Source organism: Neorhizobium huautlense, from assembly GCF_030811685.1.
Classification (GTDB): Bacteria; Pseudomonadota; Alphaproteobacteria; order Rhizobiales; family Rhizobiaceae; genus Neorhizobium; species Neorhizobium huautlense_A.
Genome location: NZ_JAUSRF010000026.1, coordinates 32869 through 48373, shown reverse-complemented (window position 1 = coordinate 48373; position 15505 = coordinate 32869). Strand labels below are relative to the sequence as shown.

The window sequence follows — 15505 nt, the reverse complement described above, 5'->3', positions numbered from 1 at the left end:
ATTGGTTCTTTGGAGGAGGAAACCATGAACAAGAGAGTGAAAAGACTGGCGCTCGGCGCCGCGACTGCAACCGTGATGATGATGGCAAGCCTTAGCCCCGCGATGGCTGAGACGGTCCTGAAATTCATCTCGTGGCAGACGGATGATGCCGGCACCGGCGAATGGTGGCATTCGGCCATTGCCGAATTCGAAAAACAGCATCCCGGGGTGAAGATCGAATTCACCAAGGCGGAGCGCAGCTCCTATGCCGATACGATGACGACGTTGTTTGCCGCCAACCAGCCGCCGCAGATCGTCCATCTCGCATCTTTCGAATTCCAGATGTTCGCCGATAGCGGCTGGCTGGAGCCGCTTGATCCGTGGCTGAAAAAAGACGGTATCGACATGACCGGCTGGGCCGGCCAGAAGACATGCGAATGGAATGGCGAAACCGTCTGCATCATGACGAACTATTTTGGTTTCGTCATGGCCTACAACAAGAAGCTTCTGGATGAGGCCGGTGTGGCCGTGCCGAAAACCTATGACGAGTTCATCGCCGCCGCAAAGGCCACCACCAAGGATCTGAACGGCGACGGTATCGCCGACCAGTTCGGCACCGGCCATGAAACCAAGGGTGGTCCGGGCCAGTATCTCACCGAAATGCTCAACTACATCATCGATGCCGGCGCTTACTGGACCGACAAGGAAGGCAATATCACCATCGATACGCCGGAAATGGTCGAAGGCCTGACGCGCTGGAAAACCGTCATGAAGAGCGGCATCAGCCCGGTCGATATGAGCGCCAGCGATGTCCGCAAACTCTTCGCCGACGGCAAGATGGCCATGCGTCTGGATGGCCCATGGCTTTACGGCACTACGGAAAAGGGAACGGCCAAAAGCGATATCGTTTATGTGGCACCGCCGCTGACACCACCGCTTGGCGGTTCGTCGAACGTGCTGGCCATGCCGTCCGATATTCCCGACGACCAGAAGCAGCTCGTCTGGGATTTCATCAAGCTGACGATGACGCCTGAATTCCAGCGTACCTATGCGACCATGGGCGGCAATACGCCGCCAAGCCCGAAGGCAGATGTCTCCGGTGTGGAAAAGACCATTCCGCACTTCCCGGTCTTGCTGGAGACGATGAAGGCGGCCTCGGAAAAGGGCATCGACCGCGTACCGACCGGGCTTGAGCTCTATTACAACGAATTCAGCAAGATGGTGATGGAAGAGAGCCAGCGGATGATCATTCAGGATCTCGATCCGGCTGAAGTGGCCAAGACCATGCAGGCCAAGGCGGAAAGCATCAAGGGCTGATCCGTCGCGAAACCATGGCCCGCAAAGTGGGCCGTGGTGACCACATGAGCATCCGGCAGGAGTACCATTCATGACCGACACCGTTCAGGCGGGGCGGCGCAAGTTCTTTGACCTTGCGCGTCCCAGCCGGCAGCATCTTCTTGGCTATATCCTGATCGCCCCTGCGGTGCTGATGGTTGCCGCCATCATCGTCTGGCCGCTGATCCTGGCGATCGACCTGTCGTTCCAGCAGGTCAAGATCCCGAGGCTCGGCGGCGCCAGCCGGCCGTTTTCGCTGAGCAACTATACGTGGCTGTTTTCCTCGCAGGAATTCTGGCTGGCCTGCTGGGTGACGCTCAAGCTGGTGGTCGTGGTGACGGCCGGCAGCGTCGCGGTCGGCTTGAGCACGGCGCTTCTCGTCAACAACAAGTTCAAGGGCCGTACGGTCGCTCGTCTCGGCATGGCGCTGCCATGGGCCGTGCCGGAAATCATCGCGGTCGTGATCTTTGCCTGGATGTTCGACACCTCTTTCGGCCTGTTCGGCTGGTTGGCGATCCAGCTCGGTTTCGCCGATCAGATGATCCCCTGGGTGAGCAGTTCGACGGCGGCCTTCTGGGCGGTGGCGATCACCATGGTCTGGAAAGGGTTTCCTTTCGTGTCGATCATGTGCCTTGCCGGGTTGCAGTCCATCCCGTCCGATTATTACGCCGCCGCCAAGGTGGATGGCGCCAGTGTTTTTCAGCGTTTCCGCTGGATCACCATGCCGCTGTTGATGCCGGTTCTGGGCGTCACGCTGGTTCTGACCCTGCTCTGGGTATTCCGCGATTTTTCCATCATCAAGGTTCTGACCGGCGGCGGGCCTCTGCGTTCGACGCAGACCCTGTCGATCATGACCTACGATCAGGCTTTTCAGTATCACAACTTTGGCCGCGCCGCCGCTGTCGGTGTGCTGACGCTGGTCATCTGCATCATCGCGAGCCTGCTGATGCTCGGCCGGCGTTCGAAATCGATCTATTGAGGAGGTTCGGATGAAACGCACATTTGCACAGAGCCTCGCGCTTTACGCCACGGTGATCTTCACGCTGTTGATGATCCTGTTCCCGGTCTACTGGCTGGTCGTCACGGCCCTTTCGACGACGAACGAACTTTACCGCCTGCCGCCGACCTTCTGGCCGACGGATCCGCAATGGGACATCTTTGCCCGCGTCTGGGCGGCAAAACCCATCCTCATGTGGCTGTGGAACTCGATGCTTGCCGCCGTCGGTTCGGTTGCATTGTCGATGCTGGTGTCCGTCAGCGCTGGTTATGCGCTGTCGCGCTATTCGATGCGGGGAGGGGCCACGATGGGCCTGTTCGTTCTCACCGCAAAAATGCTGCCGGCTACGCTTCTGGTCATCCCGCTCTTCTCGATCTTTTCGAGCTTTGGGCTGATCGGCAGCCTTTGGACACTCGTTCTGGCACATTCGACGATGATCATTCCTTTCGCGACCTGGATGCTGAAAGGCTATTTCGACACGATCCCGAAAGAACTCGAGCAGGCCGCCATGGTCGATGGTTGCTCGCCGATCGGGGCAATGGTGCGTGTGGTCCTGCCGATCGCGACGCCCGGCCTTGCCGCAACGGCACTCTATGCTTTCGTGCTCAGCTGGGCAGACTACGCCTATGCGCGCACCTTCCTCGTCAACTCCCCCGACAACTGGACGGCCAATCTCGGCATCACCACGATGCAGGGCGAATATGTCACCTACTGGAACGACATCTCCGCCGCATCGGTGTTCATCGCCCTGCCGATCATCGCAATCTACCTCTTCCTCGAACGTTATTTGGTCGGCGGCCTGACCGCTGGCGCGGAGAAATAAGCATGGCCAATATTTCCATTCGCAATGTCAGCAAGTCCTATGGCGCGCTCAATGTCTTACGACCCTTTTCGCTGGAAATCGAAAACGGCGAGTTCGTGGTGCTGGTCGGCCCTTCCGGCTGCGGCAAGTCGACCATGCTGAAAATTCTCGCCGGTCTCGAACCCGCGACCGAGGGCCAGATCTTCATCGGCGACCGCGAGGTGACCGACCTTGCCCCCGGCGATCGCGATATCGCCATGGTGTTCCAGAATTACGCGCTCTATCCGCACCTGACGGTGCGCCAGAATATCGGTTTCGGGCTGAAAATGCGCGGCACCGACAAGACGGAAATCGACCGGCGTGTCGATGACGCGGCACGCATTCTCGAGGTGACGCCATATCTCGATCGCAAGCCCAAGGATCTCTCGGGTGGACAGCGCCAGCGTGTGGCTTTGGGCCGTGCGATCGTGCGCCAGCCGCAGGCCTTCCTGATGGACGAGCCGCTCTCCAACCTCGATGCCAAGCTGCGTGTCCATATGCGCGCCGAAATCGGCGCGCTTCACAAGCGCATCGGCGTCACCACGGTCTACGTTACCCACGATCAGGTCGAGGCGATGACCATGGCCGACCGTGTCGTCATCATGCAGGGCGGTCTCATCCAGCAGATCGCCGCGCCAGATGAGCTGTTCAACAACCCCGCCAATCTCTTCGTTGCCGGTTTCATCGGTTCGCCGGGGATGAACTTCCTCAATGCGGAACTGCGTGATGGCCAGCTTACGGCCTTCGGGCAGCAGATTTCGCTGCCGCGCGCCACCACCCATCAGGGACCGGTCGTCGTTGGCCTGCGGCCGGAACATCTGACGCTCGGTGAAGGACCCGTGACCTTCAGTGTGCGGCCGACGCTGGTCGAAAGCCTCGGTTCTGAGAAATACGTCTATTTCGAAGCCGAAGGGGCCCGGATCGCCGATGGCGAAGACAGCAAGTCGAAAGGCCTGATCGCCCGCGTGTCGCATAGCGGCGCCCTGCCGAGAAACGAGGAGATCAGGCTCGGTTTCGATCCTGCCCAGCTCTACCTCTTCAACTTCAAGACGGGTGAACGGCTATGATCCTCGTCACGGGATCGGCTGGTCGAGTCGGTCGTGCCGTCGTCGCTGCGTTGCGGGCAAAAGGCCGGGCCGTGCGCGGCTTCGACCTGCGACTGTCCGCAGCCGAGGGCGAGGAAATCGTGGGGTCGCTTGAAGATGCGGATGCCGTGGCACGAGCCGTCGAGGGCGTGACCGACATCCTGCATCTCGGTGCCTTCATGTCCTGGGTACCGGCGGATCGCGATCGCATGTTTGCCGTCAATGTCGAAGGCACGCGTCGGCTGCTGGATGTAGCGTCCACGCAAGGCGTGCGTCGCCTCGTGTTTGCGTCCTCCGGTGAGGTCTATCCGGAAAACCGTCCGGAATTCCTGCCGGTAACCGAAGATCATCCGCTGGCACCGAATTCTCCCTACGGCCTGACCAAGCTGCTGGGCGAGGAACTGGTGCGTTTCCACCAGCGAACCTGCCGGATGGAGACGGTGATCCTGCGTTTTTCCCATACGCAGGATGCGGCCGAACTGCTGGATGAAGACAGTTTCTTCTCTGGCCCGCGCTTTTTCCTGAAGCCCCGCATCCGGCAGCAGGACAATTTCGGCAACACGGCCGTGGCGGATCTTTTGCGCTCCAAGGATATCGGCAAGCCCGCGCATGTGCTGGCGCGAAACGAAGACGGCCGGCCGTTCCGCATGCATATCACCGACACCCGCGATATGGTTGCCGGCATTCTGCTGGCACTCGATCATGCCGATGCGGCGGGCGGCGTTTTCAATCTCGGCTCCGATGAACCGGCAGACTTTGCTGAACTTCTGCCGCGCATGGCGGAGTTGACCGGCCTTCCACTCGTGCCAGTCGATTTTCCCGGCGCCGGCGTTTATTACCACACTTCGAACGCGCGGATCAGGAACACATTGGGGTTTGAAGCGGAATGGACGATGGACCGGATGCTGGAAGAGGCGGTCGCCGCAAGGCTGCACCGTCTCGCCGGGAGGGCGAGGCAATGAAACCGGAAACACCCGGCGGCACGGCCGCACTCGCAAAGGGGCTGACACTTCTCGATATGGTGGCCGATGCGCCCGAACCGCTGCGTTTTGCCGAATTGTTGCGAGCATCGGGCCTGCCCAAGCCCACCTTTGCCCGTATTCTGCGCACTCTGATCGCTTACGGGCTGGTGCGACAGGACGAGGCGCGCGGCACCTATGTGCTCGGGCAACGTTTTCTCGAAATGTCCCACAAGGTTTGGGAGAGTTTCGATCTCGTCTCGGCGGCGATGCCGGAGCTGGAGCGGCTTGCGGCCGAACTCGGCGAGACCGTCGCCCTGTGTCGCCTCGATGGAGTGATGGCGCAATATCTGGCAGAACGTTCTCCCAACGGGCTTTCCGTGCGGGTCGAGGTCGGTCGTCGCGTACCGCTGCATTGTACGGCACCCGGCAAGGCGCTTCTCGCGTTCCAGGATCCTGCCGTCGGGCGCGCGCTGATCGACCGGTTGACGCTGGATGCTCAGACGCCGCAGACCATTACCGGGCTCGATGCCTTGCAGGCCGACCTGACGCTGACGCGGGCAAGGGGATATTCAATTTCCTACGAAGAACATCTTCGCAGCGTGAATTCGGTCGCGGCGCCCGTTATGGGGCGCGACAATACGCCGATCGGCGTGCTGGTGGCGCTTGGCCCGTCCTCGCGCCTCGATGCATCCAACATCCATCCGGCCGGCCGTGAGCTGATTGCGGCCGCCCGCCGGATCACCGGTGCGGCGGGCGCCGTTGCCATCAGCTCGCGCCCCCGTCCGCGCAACGCCGTCGGCCGGCCGATGGCGGATCTCAGCTGTATCCTGCCGTGGGGTGCGCAACTGGGCGAAAGCCCTGGCTGGCATGAGGCCGAAAACGCGCTTTACTGGGTGGATATCTTGCATCCGGCGGTGCATCGCTTCGATCCGGCCACCGGCCGCAACGAAACCACCGAAACCGGCAAACTCGTCAGCGCCGTCATCCCGGTGACGCAGGAACGCCTGCTGGTCGCTTCGCAGGACGGTATCGAATGGCTGGATTTTGCCTCCGGTCGCCTGACACCCTTCGTCAGTCCGGAAGCCGGTATCGTCGACAATCGCCTCAACGATGCCAAATGCGGCCCGGATGGTGCCGTCTGGGTGGGCTCGATGCGCATTGATGCTTCCAAGCCGACCGGAGCGCTCTACCGGATCAACGCCGCCGGCGCTTTCGAGCGCAAGGAAGGCGGCATCGTCGTCTCGAACGGACTGGGCTGGAGCCCTGACGGGCGCACCTTTTATTTCGTCGATACGGTGCCGGGTTTTATCCATGCCTATGATTGCGATCCGCTGACCGGCGCCTTGTCGGGGCGGCGTGAATTTGCCCGGATCCCCGTAGCCGATGGCCGGCCGGACGGACTTGCGGTTGATGCCGAAGGCGGCGTCTGGTGTGCGATCTGGGATGGCTGGAGCGTGCGCCGCTACCTGCCGAACGGAAAGCTCGACCAAGTGATAGAACTTCCCGTGCCGCGTCCGACCAGCATCGCCTTCGGTGGCGAGGACCTGTCGACGATGTTTATCACCAGCGCACGCACACGTCTGCCGGCGTCTGCCCTGGCGGACGCCCCGCTTTCGGGTGGTCTGTTCTCCTGTCGTCCTGGCGTTGCCGGAGCGCGTATTCCCTTGTTTGAAGGATAGATGATGCGCCTTGAATCCGTCTTTGGCCTTGAGGGCCGCACGGCACTCGTTACCGGCTCCAGCCGCGGCATAGGTGCCGCGATTGCCGAGGGTCTGGCAGGTGCAGGTGCACATGTATTCCTGCATGGCACAAAAGTCGGTGGTGCAGCTGCCGTGCAAGAGCGTATTTCAAGTTCGGGCGGCACCGCACAGGAACTGGCTGCTGATCTCTCTGCTCAAGGTGCCGGCCGCGACCTGATCAATCGCGCCGAAGCGATCGCTCCGGTCGATATTCTTGTCATCAATGCCAGCGCCCAGATCAACGCTGCACTTGCCGACCTGACGCCGGACGATCTTGCCTTTCAGCTGTCGGTCAATCTGGGCTCCACCGTGGATATGCTGCAGGCCGTCTTGCCGCTCATGTCTGCCCGAAAGTGGGGACGGGTGGTGTCAATCGGTTCGGTCAATCAGCTTCGCCCCAAGGGCATCGTCACCGCCTATGCCGCAACCAAGGCGGCGCAGCACAATCTGATCCAGAGCCAGGCGCGCGATTACGCGCGCGACAATGTCCTTCTCAATACGCTTGCACCCGGCCTGATCGATACCGACCGCAACGCTCATCGACGAGATGCAGATCCAGAAGGCTGGGAAGAATATGCCCGCACATTAAACTGGATGGGACGGGCCGGGCAGCCGGAAGAAATGGTGGGTGCCGCCATCTTCCTGTCATCACAGGCCTGCAGTTTCATGACCGGCGAGACCGTATTCCTGACCGGTGGTTACTAATGGATTTTCCGGCACAGCTCAGTTCGCTTCTGCCGGCCGGTGCAGTCCTCACGGGCGATGACATGTCCGCCTATCTACAAGACTGGTGGGGGCGGCAGACAGGTTCGGCGCTCTGCGTGACCCTGCCCAAAACGACTGAAGATGTGGCTGCAATCGTCCGCGCCTGTGCAGACGCCGGACATGCTATTGTTCCACAGGGTGGCAGGACCGGCCTGACCGGTGCTGGTGTGCCGGGTGCTGGCGACAGGCCGCCGGTCATTTTGTCCCTTTCGCGAATGCGGCGCATCCGCAAGATAGATGCTATCAACGGTTCCGTCGACGTCGATGCCGGCTGTGTTCTATCCGATGTTCAGTCTGCCGCTATCGCTGCAGACCGCCTCTTTCCCGTCAGCCTTGGCGCAGAAGGTTCGTGCCAGATTGGTGGGATCATCAGTACCAATGCCGGCGGCACCAATGTCCTGCGTTACGGCACCACCCGCGAAAACGTCCTCGGTCTTGAAGTCGTACTGCCCGACGGTACGATCTGGGACGGCATGAAGGCACTTCGCAAGGACAATTCGGGATACGCCTTGCGGCATATGTTCATCGGGGCGGAAGGAACGCTTGGCATCATCACCGGTGCAGTGTTGAAGCTTCATCCATTGCCCAAGGCTCATGCAACCGCCTGGGTTGGAGTTTCCGATCCCGAATTAGCGTTGCGGCTTCTGAACAGGCTTCAATCTTGTTGCGGCGAACGGCTCACGACATTCGAGCTGATGAATGCGGAACAGCTTGCAAGCGTTATTGCTCATCGACCGGTTGTCGCATCGCCGGCCGACACTCCCTGGCATCTGCTGATCGAACTCGCAGATATGTCAGCGCCCGAATTCATCAGTGAAATGCTGCTTGCCGCTCTGGGAGCGGCAATGAATGCAGGTGAGATTTTGGATGCCGTCATTGCGCAGAACGGCATCCAGCGTGATAATTTCTGGGCGCTACGACACGGCACGGCCGATGCCAACCGCAATGTCGGACATCTGCTGCCCGCCGACATTTCCGTTCCTGTGTCCGCTGTCCCGCAGTTTCTGAACGCCGCGTCCGCTGCAGTGCGTGACCGTTTTCCAGGGGCAGAAATCGTTGTCGTCAGCCACATGGGAGATGGCAACGTGCATTTCGGAGTCAGATTTAGCCATCGGGATTGGAGTAGCTACGATGATCCGGCCGGCACGGTGGTTGCCGTTCGCACGATCGTGAACGGTTGCGCAGACGCACTGGGCGGCAGCTTTACGGCAGAGCATGGCATTGGTCGCAAGTTGGTCGATGAATTAAGAACGCGAACCGACCAAGCCGGGTATCAGTCAATGCAGCGACTTAAAGACGCATTCGATCCGCACGGCATAATGAACCCGGGTTGTGTTCTGCGTGAGCGGGAGAAAGTCAGTTGATAGCTGCTTCATATGCAGCCGACATACGGAGCAGCCACGAGGGAGTTTCGAAAGCCGCATTCGAATTTCCGTTTATCTAGCAAAGGTCTTCCGCGACCCACCGTTATCCATTCAAGGGGAAAAGCGGGTCGTTGGTTCGATTCCCATCAATACCAACTCCATACGCTTGGGTCGCCTTGGGTTTTGCGAGGCTGTATTCTTGGGTTCGTCCCGAATATCCATTGTGCCGGTGGAAATCTGAGCGGTCGTGAGTTCCGGCCCAGTTACAGGCCGGAACTTTTGCATCATTACTAGGCAGCCTGTCGTGAACCCCAATCAGGCGCCCTTTGAACGACACGTTCTGTATCGAGGGCGAAGAAGGACAAGAGAGCAGTTAGCGATTGAGCATCGTTTGCAAGGCTACGGCTTGCGGCCGTCGATTGCTCTACCATTGCAGCATTCTGCTGAGTACCTTGATCGATCGAGTTCACAGCGTTGTTGACCTCGTTGAGGCCGATCGCCTGCTCTCGCGATGATTCCGCGATGGCGCTGACATTGCGGCTTATGTCTTGTACGCCCTCTACTATCTTGCGCAGGGCAGCTCCAGTCTTGTCCACTAGGTCCACGCCGATCCTGACCTGCTGGCTTGATCCATCAATCAACACCTTGATCTCCTTCGCTGCGGTCGCAGACCTTTGGGCCAGCTCTCGGACCTCCTGGGCGACAACTGCAAAACCCTTACCGGCTTCACCGGCGCGGGCTGCCTCGACACCGGCATTGAGCGCCAGGAGGTTCGTCTGGAATGCAATGTCGTCGATGGCTGTGATGATATGGTTCATCTTGCTGGAGGAGTCCGCAATCTTGTTCATGGCCACGACCGCCTCCTCAACGATATGACCCGATTGTTCAGCGCCGGCTCTGGTGTCGTTGACAAGCGTTTGCGAATCCTCGGCACGTCTGGCTGCGTCGCGGACCGTTGTCGTGATCTGCTCGAGCGCTGCAGCGGTTTCCTCAACAGACGCTGCCTGCTGCTCCGTGCGGCGAGAAAGATCGTCCGCTGCAGATCTCACTTCGCCTGCGCTTCCGGATATTCCGCTTGCGCGTTCGCCAACCTCGGCGAGCGTTTGTTGAAGCTTTTGGAGGCTGCCATTAAAATTCTGGCGCAACTCGTCCAGATCGGAAACAAAAGGTTTTGTGATGCGGTGTCCGATGTTGCCCAGCGACAACGCGCTCAAGCCTGCCGCAAGTTCGCTCACCGCAAACTGAACATCGGCAGCATCTTTAGCCTTTCGTTGCTCATTCTCGGAGCGCTCGAGATCGGCATGGAGACGGGTGTCCGCCGCCTCGACCTCAAGGGCTGCCTGCTCAATCGCATTCGTCCTGAAGACGGCTACCGCAGTAGCCATGTCCCCGATTTCATCTTTCCTGTGGACTCCGGCGATTGCAGTGGTTGTCTCTCCGTCTGCGAGTGCCAGCATGCGAACCCGTAAGGCTTCGATAGGTGATGCGATGCCACGCGACGTGACCCACAAGCTTAGTACCGAGAGAAGCACAGTCAGACAGCCAAGTGCGAGAACTGAATGGAATATCGTCTCGTGGGCGTCCTTATCCAACTCAAGCGTCTTGTCATGGATGGTTTTGAGGTTCGTGTTGATCCAATCCCGCATATTCGGAAGAACAACCGCGACCAGTTTGTCAGCGCCCGAAAGGTGGACTTTGGCTGTTTCCGGATCACCAGCACCTGCTGCCGCAACCCCGAGCTCGACCATTCTGATGATGTTGTCCGACGAAGATTTCATTCGATCTATCGTCTGACGTTCCTGTGGCATTTTCAACGCAATTTGCTCGAACAATCCAGATAGGCGGCCGGTGCTTTCAGCAATGTCAGTATAAGCCGCATCCCACGAAGGTGACCCCTGACGGTCATTCAGCATTTTGTATCCGTCGTAGACGATTGCAACCAATCGCTGGCTAGCGATCGCGAGATCGATCTCGGCTTCGCCGTCATTAATGATGAAAGCTGAATAGGTTTCGACGGCGTGGCGATAGTTGACGGAAAGATAGGTCACAGCGCCGATGGACATCAAAACGAATGGCAGGATGAGAGCCATGATCTTCGTCCGGATTCGCGTATTTTCGAGTGGTCTCACAAATATGTTCCGTCGCTTGAGGGAATGCCAAAAGAAAATCAGATGGCAAAAATCGATCCCCTTGCTGACGTTCAAATCCTAATCTTTCATGATTTAATGTAAGAAAGCACTTTATTGTGAACAACAACAGAGCGATCGTCTGATAGCGTACGTTACGAAAAATAATTATTAGTATTTCGCGTTATATTATTGGTTGTAATTTTGAAAATTACTTGAAATATCGTGGTTCCAGCCTATAGGCGTCATTCTTCCGGCAAAAGCGGTTGCCGACTGGGGAGGCGAATCAAAAATTGATGCGGCCGCTCAACAACGTCTTGTGGCACAAGCCTTTAAAACAACGGTTTGAAACGACGAGCAGTGGGTCGAAGGTTCACATCCATTCAAGGCGAAAAAATTTGTCGTCATTGGCGCGCCGTCACCGGGCGGACGATCGTGGCCTTAAAAGTACCGTCGGCTTTGGGCCGACTTGCGCCAGCACGACCTCGCCGTTTTTGCAACCTTACCTGCCGCCCATACCCTTAAGTTGGTCAGGCTCTAGATACATCAGCCTATTGGGTATTTCGGGCAGGGAAGCGGCGGATGTTTAATTTGAACACAAACTCGGACGATTCGCACCAGCTGATGGGCGCCATTGACTGGAACACGACTCCTTTGGGGCCGCCTGCGACATGGTCGTCGCGGATACTCGGTCAGGTTGAGATGATCTTGTTGTCGCGGCAGCCGATGTATATCGCGCTTGGGCCCGATCTCAGGTTCATCTACAATGACGCATATCGCACCATCATCGGAGCACGCCATCCTTCTGCCTTCGGCACTCCGATGCGAGAGGTGTTTGCCGACATATGGGCGGAACTCGATCAGCTGTTTGATGATGTGCTGCACGGAACGCCACAAGTCGTCGAAAACACCAAGATTTCCACCCCCTGGCGCGAGGGCCGGCCCTTTGGATGGTTCAGTTTCGGTCTGGTTCCAGTGTACGATGACAGCGGAAAAATTGCTGGCTTCACCGCATCAATATTCGAAACCACTAAATATCAAGAAGCTAAGCAACTGCTGCTCGAGAGTGAGGAGCGCCAAGCATACCTTCTTTCGCTAAGTGACGCTCTGCGCGACTTGGGAAGCGCGGATGAAATCCGTGTGGCGGCGGCAGAGGTGCTCGGAAGACACCTGGGAGCGTGCCAGGTCGCCTATGCGGAGCATGACGATGATGCGCACTTCATCATCACAAAAAACTATGTTGATGGAGTATCCGACGCGTCCGGCCGGTATAGCTATGCCAACTTTGGCACTGATCTACTTGTTGACCTTCAGGCTGGACGACCACGCATCGTCCCGGACGTTCGAGCGGATGACCGTTTAGATCAGGCCGGGAAACTGGCATTGTTGCATCATGGCATACAGGCGTCCCTGAATATCCCGTTGGTCAAGAGTGGGAAACTTGTAGCCTTTATAGGCGTGAACTACCCCGCACCTCATGATTTCAAGGAGGAAGAGATCGAACACGTTCGTGAGACCGCAGAACGGACATGGGCAGCGGTCGAGCGCGCCCGCGGAGAAGCTATCCTTCGCGAGGAAGAGGAATGGCTCGGGGCACAGAATGAAGCGTTCCAGCTCGCAATGGATGGTGCACCCATTGGCAAGACGCTTGAGCTGCTAGGCCAATCGGCAGTCTCCCGGATTGCGGGAGCGCGGTATGCGTTCTACGTCAGGTATCCGAATGCAGACGAACTCAAACATGTCGTCGGAATGTCGGACGACTACGCCGCTAGCGTCGATCGGTTCAAGATCAGCGAAGACTCGCTTTCGTGCGGGCTAGCCGTGGCAACAGGCTCACCGATCATCACGTCCGACGTTCACCAGGAACCACGTTGGAAACCCTGGCTCTGGATGGCTGACGCCCATTCCTTCCGTGGCTGTTGGTCGTACCCGATCAGAACCTCTCGCGGAAAAGTCGTCGGTTCGTTCGCCTTGTATTTTTCTGATCCCCGTCACGCGACCCAGCGAGAGCGGGATATCGCTGGGCGTGTCACTTACGCCGCGGCGATCATCATTTCGCGTAGCCAGGAGGCAGAGGAACGCGCACGTGCCGAGGACGCCTTACGTTTAAGTGAGGAGCGCTTCCAGCAGTTTGCAAAGGCCTCAGCGTCGGGGCTTTGGATCCGAGATGCCGAAACCTTGACCATGGAGTTCATGAGCCCAGCGCTTAGTACGATCTACGGTGTGGACTCTTCCGAACTGCTGGGAGAGGAAAAACAATGGGCGTCGATGATCATTCCGGAAGACCGTGACAGTGCCGTCAATCACCTCCTACAGGCGCGACAGGGCGCGTCAGCAGTGCACGAATTCAGAATCCAGCGCGTTTCGGACCAAGCTTTCCGCTGGATCAGAAACACGGATTTCCCACTTCGCGACAACGGCGATATTCCACGAGTAGGAGGTATCGCGGAAGATGTAACGGAGGCGAAACTCTCGGCTGAGCACCAAGGCGTACTTCTTGCGGAGTTACAGCACCGAGTGCGCAACCTCATGGGTATGATCCGCGTGATGGCCAATCGTAGCGCTAGCGGTCCCTCGTCGGTCGAGGAGTATCGATCGTCACTCGAAGGGAGACTTCTGGCGCTGGCACGTGTTCAAACCCTTTTGACACGTCAGGCAAATCTCGGTGGATCCCTCCGGAACATAGTGGAAACCGAAATTGCTGCTCAAGCCCATCATCCCAGCCAATACACGCTCTCGGGTCCAGACGTTATGCTTTCACCAAAGGCCGTGGAGGTGTTAACGCTCGCGTTCCATGAGCTCTCTACAAACGCACTGAAATACGGTGCGCTTTCGATTCCAGAAGGCACTGTGACTGTTCGCTGGGTGGTTGAGGAGGAGCGAGGAAAACCGTGGCTTTCGCTTGACTGGATAGAGAGCGGGGCACCGTTTCGCGAGCCGCCAAGCCGAAGGGGCTTTGGGTCCGAGCTGATCGAAATGAAGATACCGTACGAACTGCGTGGCACCGGCAAGATCATGTTCGATGGCGGGCAGGCCAGCTGCCAACTCAGGATACCTTTGCGTATCGCCGAAAGCATCCTTGCGACCGACGCACCGACGCCGGTCAAGATACATGGAGGCAGCCTGGACATGACAGACGCACCGGACCTTTCGGGCCGATCAATCCTGATCGTCGAAGACGATTATTACATGGCATCGGATTTCGCATCCGTACTTCGAAGTGCTGGCGCAGAGGTTCTCGGTCCCTGCCCAAGCGAGGAGGCCGCGCTATCAGTCCTTGAACATACAACGCCGACTGGGGCGCTATTGGATCTAAACCTTGGCGGCGGTGGGCCACGCTTCGAGATCGCTCGCATTCTAGAGGGGCGCGGTATACCATTCATGTTTATAACCGGATACGATCCCGACGTCATTCCCACCGAGATGGAGACCATCGCGCGCCTGCAAAAGCCAGTGCCTCTCCGAGCGATCGTTGAGGCACTGGCTTTACTTTAGCCAGATAGTGTCGATCCGTTGGTGTGGGAGCGGGCTATTGGTGCTCAGGGAGTGCATGCTTTCCGCGTCCATCCCTGAAACGATTGCACAACTCGACGGTGGGATTGCAAGGGGGACGGCCCAGACCTCTGGCAGCTTGCCCCGAGGGCTGCGGGGCGGAGATTTCTCTTTGCGCGAGCCGGAGCCTCGGGGTTGCATCAAGAAACCGGAGGATCATGGCCCACGCTCAACTGAAATAGCGGCTGCCGAGCGATGCGTTGGCGCGTCGCAGACTGCTTCTATATTGTTGCCATCCGGATCAAGCACAAAGGCCGCAAAATACTGATCATGATATGGCCTGAAACCAGGTTCACCATTGGGCCGCCCGCCTGCTTCGATCGTATCTGAGTAAAAGCGGCGCACGTCATCGTGAGTTTTGGCCTGAAACGCAAAATGAATACGTGAGACGTAGTCGGTCGCCGCGTCTACATAAATCTCGTCAAACGAAAAGTATTCCCCTCCGTCAACGAACGTATGTTCGAGGCCGAGCGCGTGACAGGCGGCACGGTAGAAGCGCCTGCTCGCTTCTATGTCAGAGACACAAAGATGGATGTGGTCGATGACTCTTCCGAGATAGTGTTTCATCCGTCTCTCCTTGCAGCCGGAAAATTCCTGCGGTCTCGCACTCAAGGGAACGGGGGGCGAGGAGGTCCGGTTCCAACATACTGCAAAGCCAACAAAGAAAGGGCAGACCGCACCATTGGTTCGAAAGAACAACTGTCCAACAACGTACACAGATGGGCGGTTTGGAACTTCGGTGCAGATCCAGCTGTTACCC

At 58.3% G+C, this 15505-nt stretch carries 11 protein-coding genes; 9 read left to right on the top strand and 2 right to left on the bottom strand.

Annotated elements, in window-relative coordinates; translation table 11 throughout:
* Positions 1–24: 24 nt before the first annotated feature.
* From J2T09_RS25675 to J2T09_RS25640, 8 genes are all read left to right on the top strand, one after another.
* The gene (locus J2T09_RS25675) at positions 25–1296 is read left to right on the top strand and encodes an ABC transporter substrate-binding protein (RefSeq protein ID WP_306839923.1); all 1272 of its coding nucleotides are present in this window, start codon (positions 25–27) and stop codon (positions 1294–1296) included.
* A 70-nt stretch (positions 1297–1366) separates the two neighbouring features.
* The gene (locus J2T09_RS25670) at positions 1367–2293 is read left to right on the top strand and encodes a carbohydrate ABC transporter permease (RefSeq protein WP_306839922.1); all 927 of its coding nucleotides are present in this window, start codon (positions 1367–1369) and stop codon (positions 2291–2293) included.
* 10 nt (positions 2294–2303) lie between these two features.
* Positions 2304–3134 (top strand): carbohydrate ABC transporter permease, encoded by an 831-nt coding sequence (locus J2T09_RS25665; RefSeq protein ID WP_306839921.1) that lies wholly within the window; start codon positions 2304–2306, stop codon positions 3132–3134.
* A gap of 2 nt (positions 3135–3136) precedes the next feature.
* Positions 3137–4219: an ABC transporter ATP-binding protein gene (locus J2T09_RS25660; protein ID WP_306839920.1), complete on the top strand. Its 1083-nt coding sequence runs from the start codon at positions 3137–3139 to the stop codon at positions 4217–4219.
* The gene (locus J2T09_RS25655) at positions 4216–5199 is read left to right on the top strand and encodes an NAD-dependent epimerase/dehydratase family protein (RefSeq protein ID WP_306839919.1); all 984 of its coding nucleotides are present in this window, start codon (positions 4216–4218) and stop codon (positions 5197–5199) included. Before J2T09_RS25660 ends, J2T09_RS25655 begins: the two co-directional genes overlap by 4 nt.
* Positions 5196–6878 (top strand): SMP-30/gluconolactonase/LRE family protein, encoded by a 1683-nt coding sequence (locus tag J2T09_RS25650; protein ID WP_373458645.1) that lies wholly within the window; start codon positions 5196–5198, stop codon positions 6876–6878. Before J2T09_RS25655 ends, J2T09_RS25650 begins: the two co-directional genes overlap by 4 nt.
* Positions 6879–6881: 3 nt before the next feature.
* Positions 6882–7643, top strand: coding sequence for an SDR family NAD(P)-dependent oxidoreductase (locus J2T09_RS25645; RefSeq protein WP_306839917.1), 762 nt, complete (start codon positions 6882–6884; stop codon positions 7641–7643).
* Positions 7643–9067: an FAD-binding oxidoreductase gene (locus tag J2T09_RS25640; protein WP_306839916.1), complete on the top strand. Its 1425-nt coding sequence runs from the start codon at positions 7643–7645 to the stop codon at positions 9065–9067. The genes J2T09_RS25645 and J2T09_RS25640 overlap by 1 nt, the downstream gene beginning before the upstream one ends.
* 290 nt (positions 9068–9357) lie before the next feature.
* On the opposite strand, the gene J2T09_RS25635 is transcribed toward J2T09_RS25640, so the two are convergent.
* A complete protein-coding gene (locus J2T09_RS25635) occupies positions 9358–11157 on the bottom strand; it encodes a methyl-accepting chemotaxis protein (RefSeq protein WP_306839915.1) in 1800 nt (599 codons plus the stop codon).
* Positions 11158–11775: 618 nt separating this feature from the next.
* Here J2T09_RS25635 and J2T09_RS25630 point away from each other — a divergent pair.
* A complete protein-coding gene (locus J2T09_RS25630) occupies positions 11776–14688 on the top strand; it encodes a GAF domain-containing protein (protein ID WP_306839914.1) in 2913 nt (970 codons plus the stop codon).
* 213 nt (positions 14689–14901) lie between these two features.
* Here J2T09_RS25630 and J2T09_RS25625 read toward each other — a convergent pair whose 3' ends face one another.
* Positions 14902–15312, bottom strand: coding sequence for a VOC family protein (locus J2T09_RS25625; RefSeq protein ID WP_306839913.1), 411 nt, complete (start codon positions 15310–15312; stop codon positions 14902–14904).
* Positions 15313–15505 lie beyond the last annotated feature (193 nt).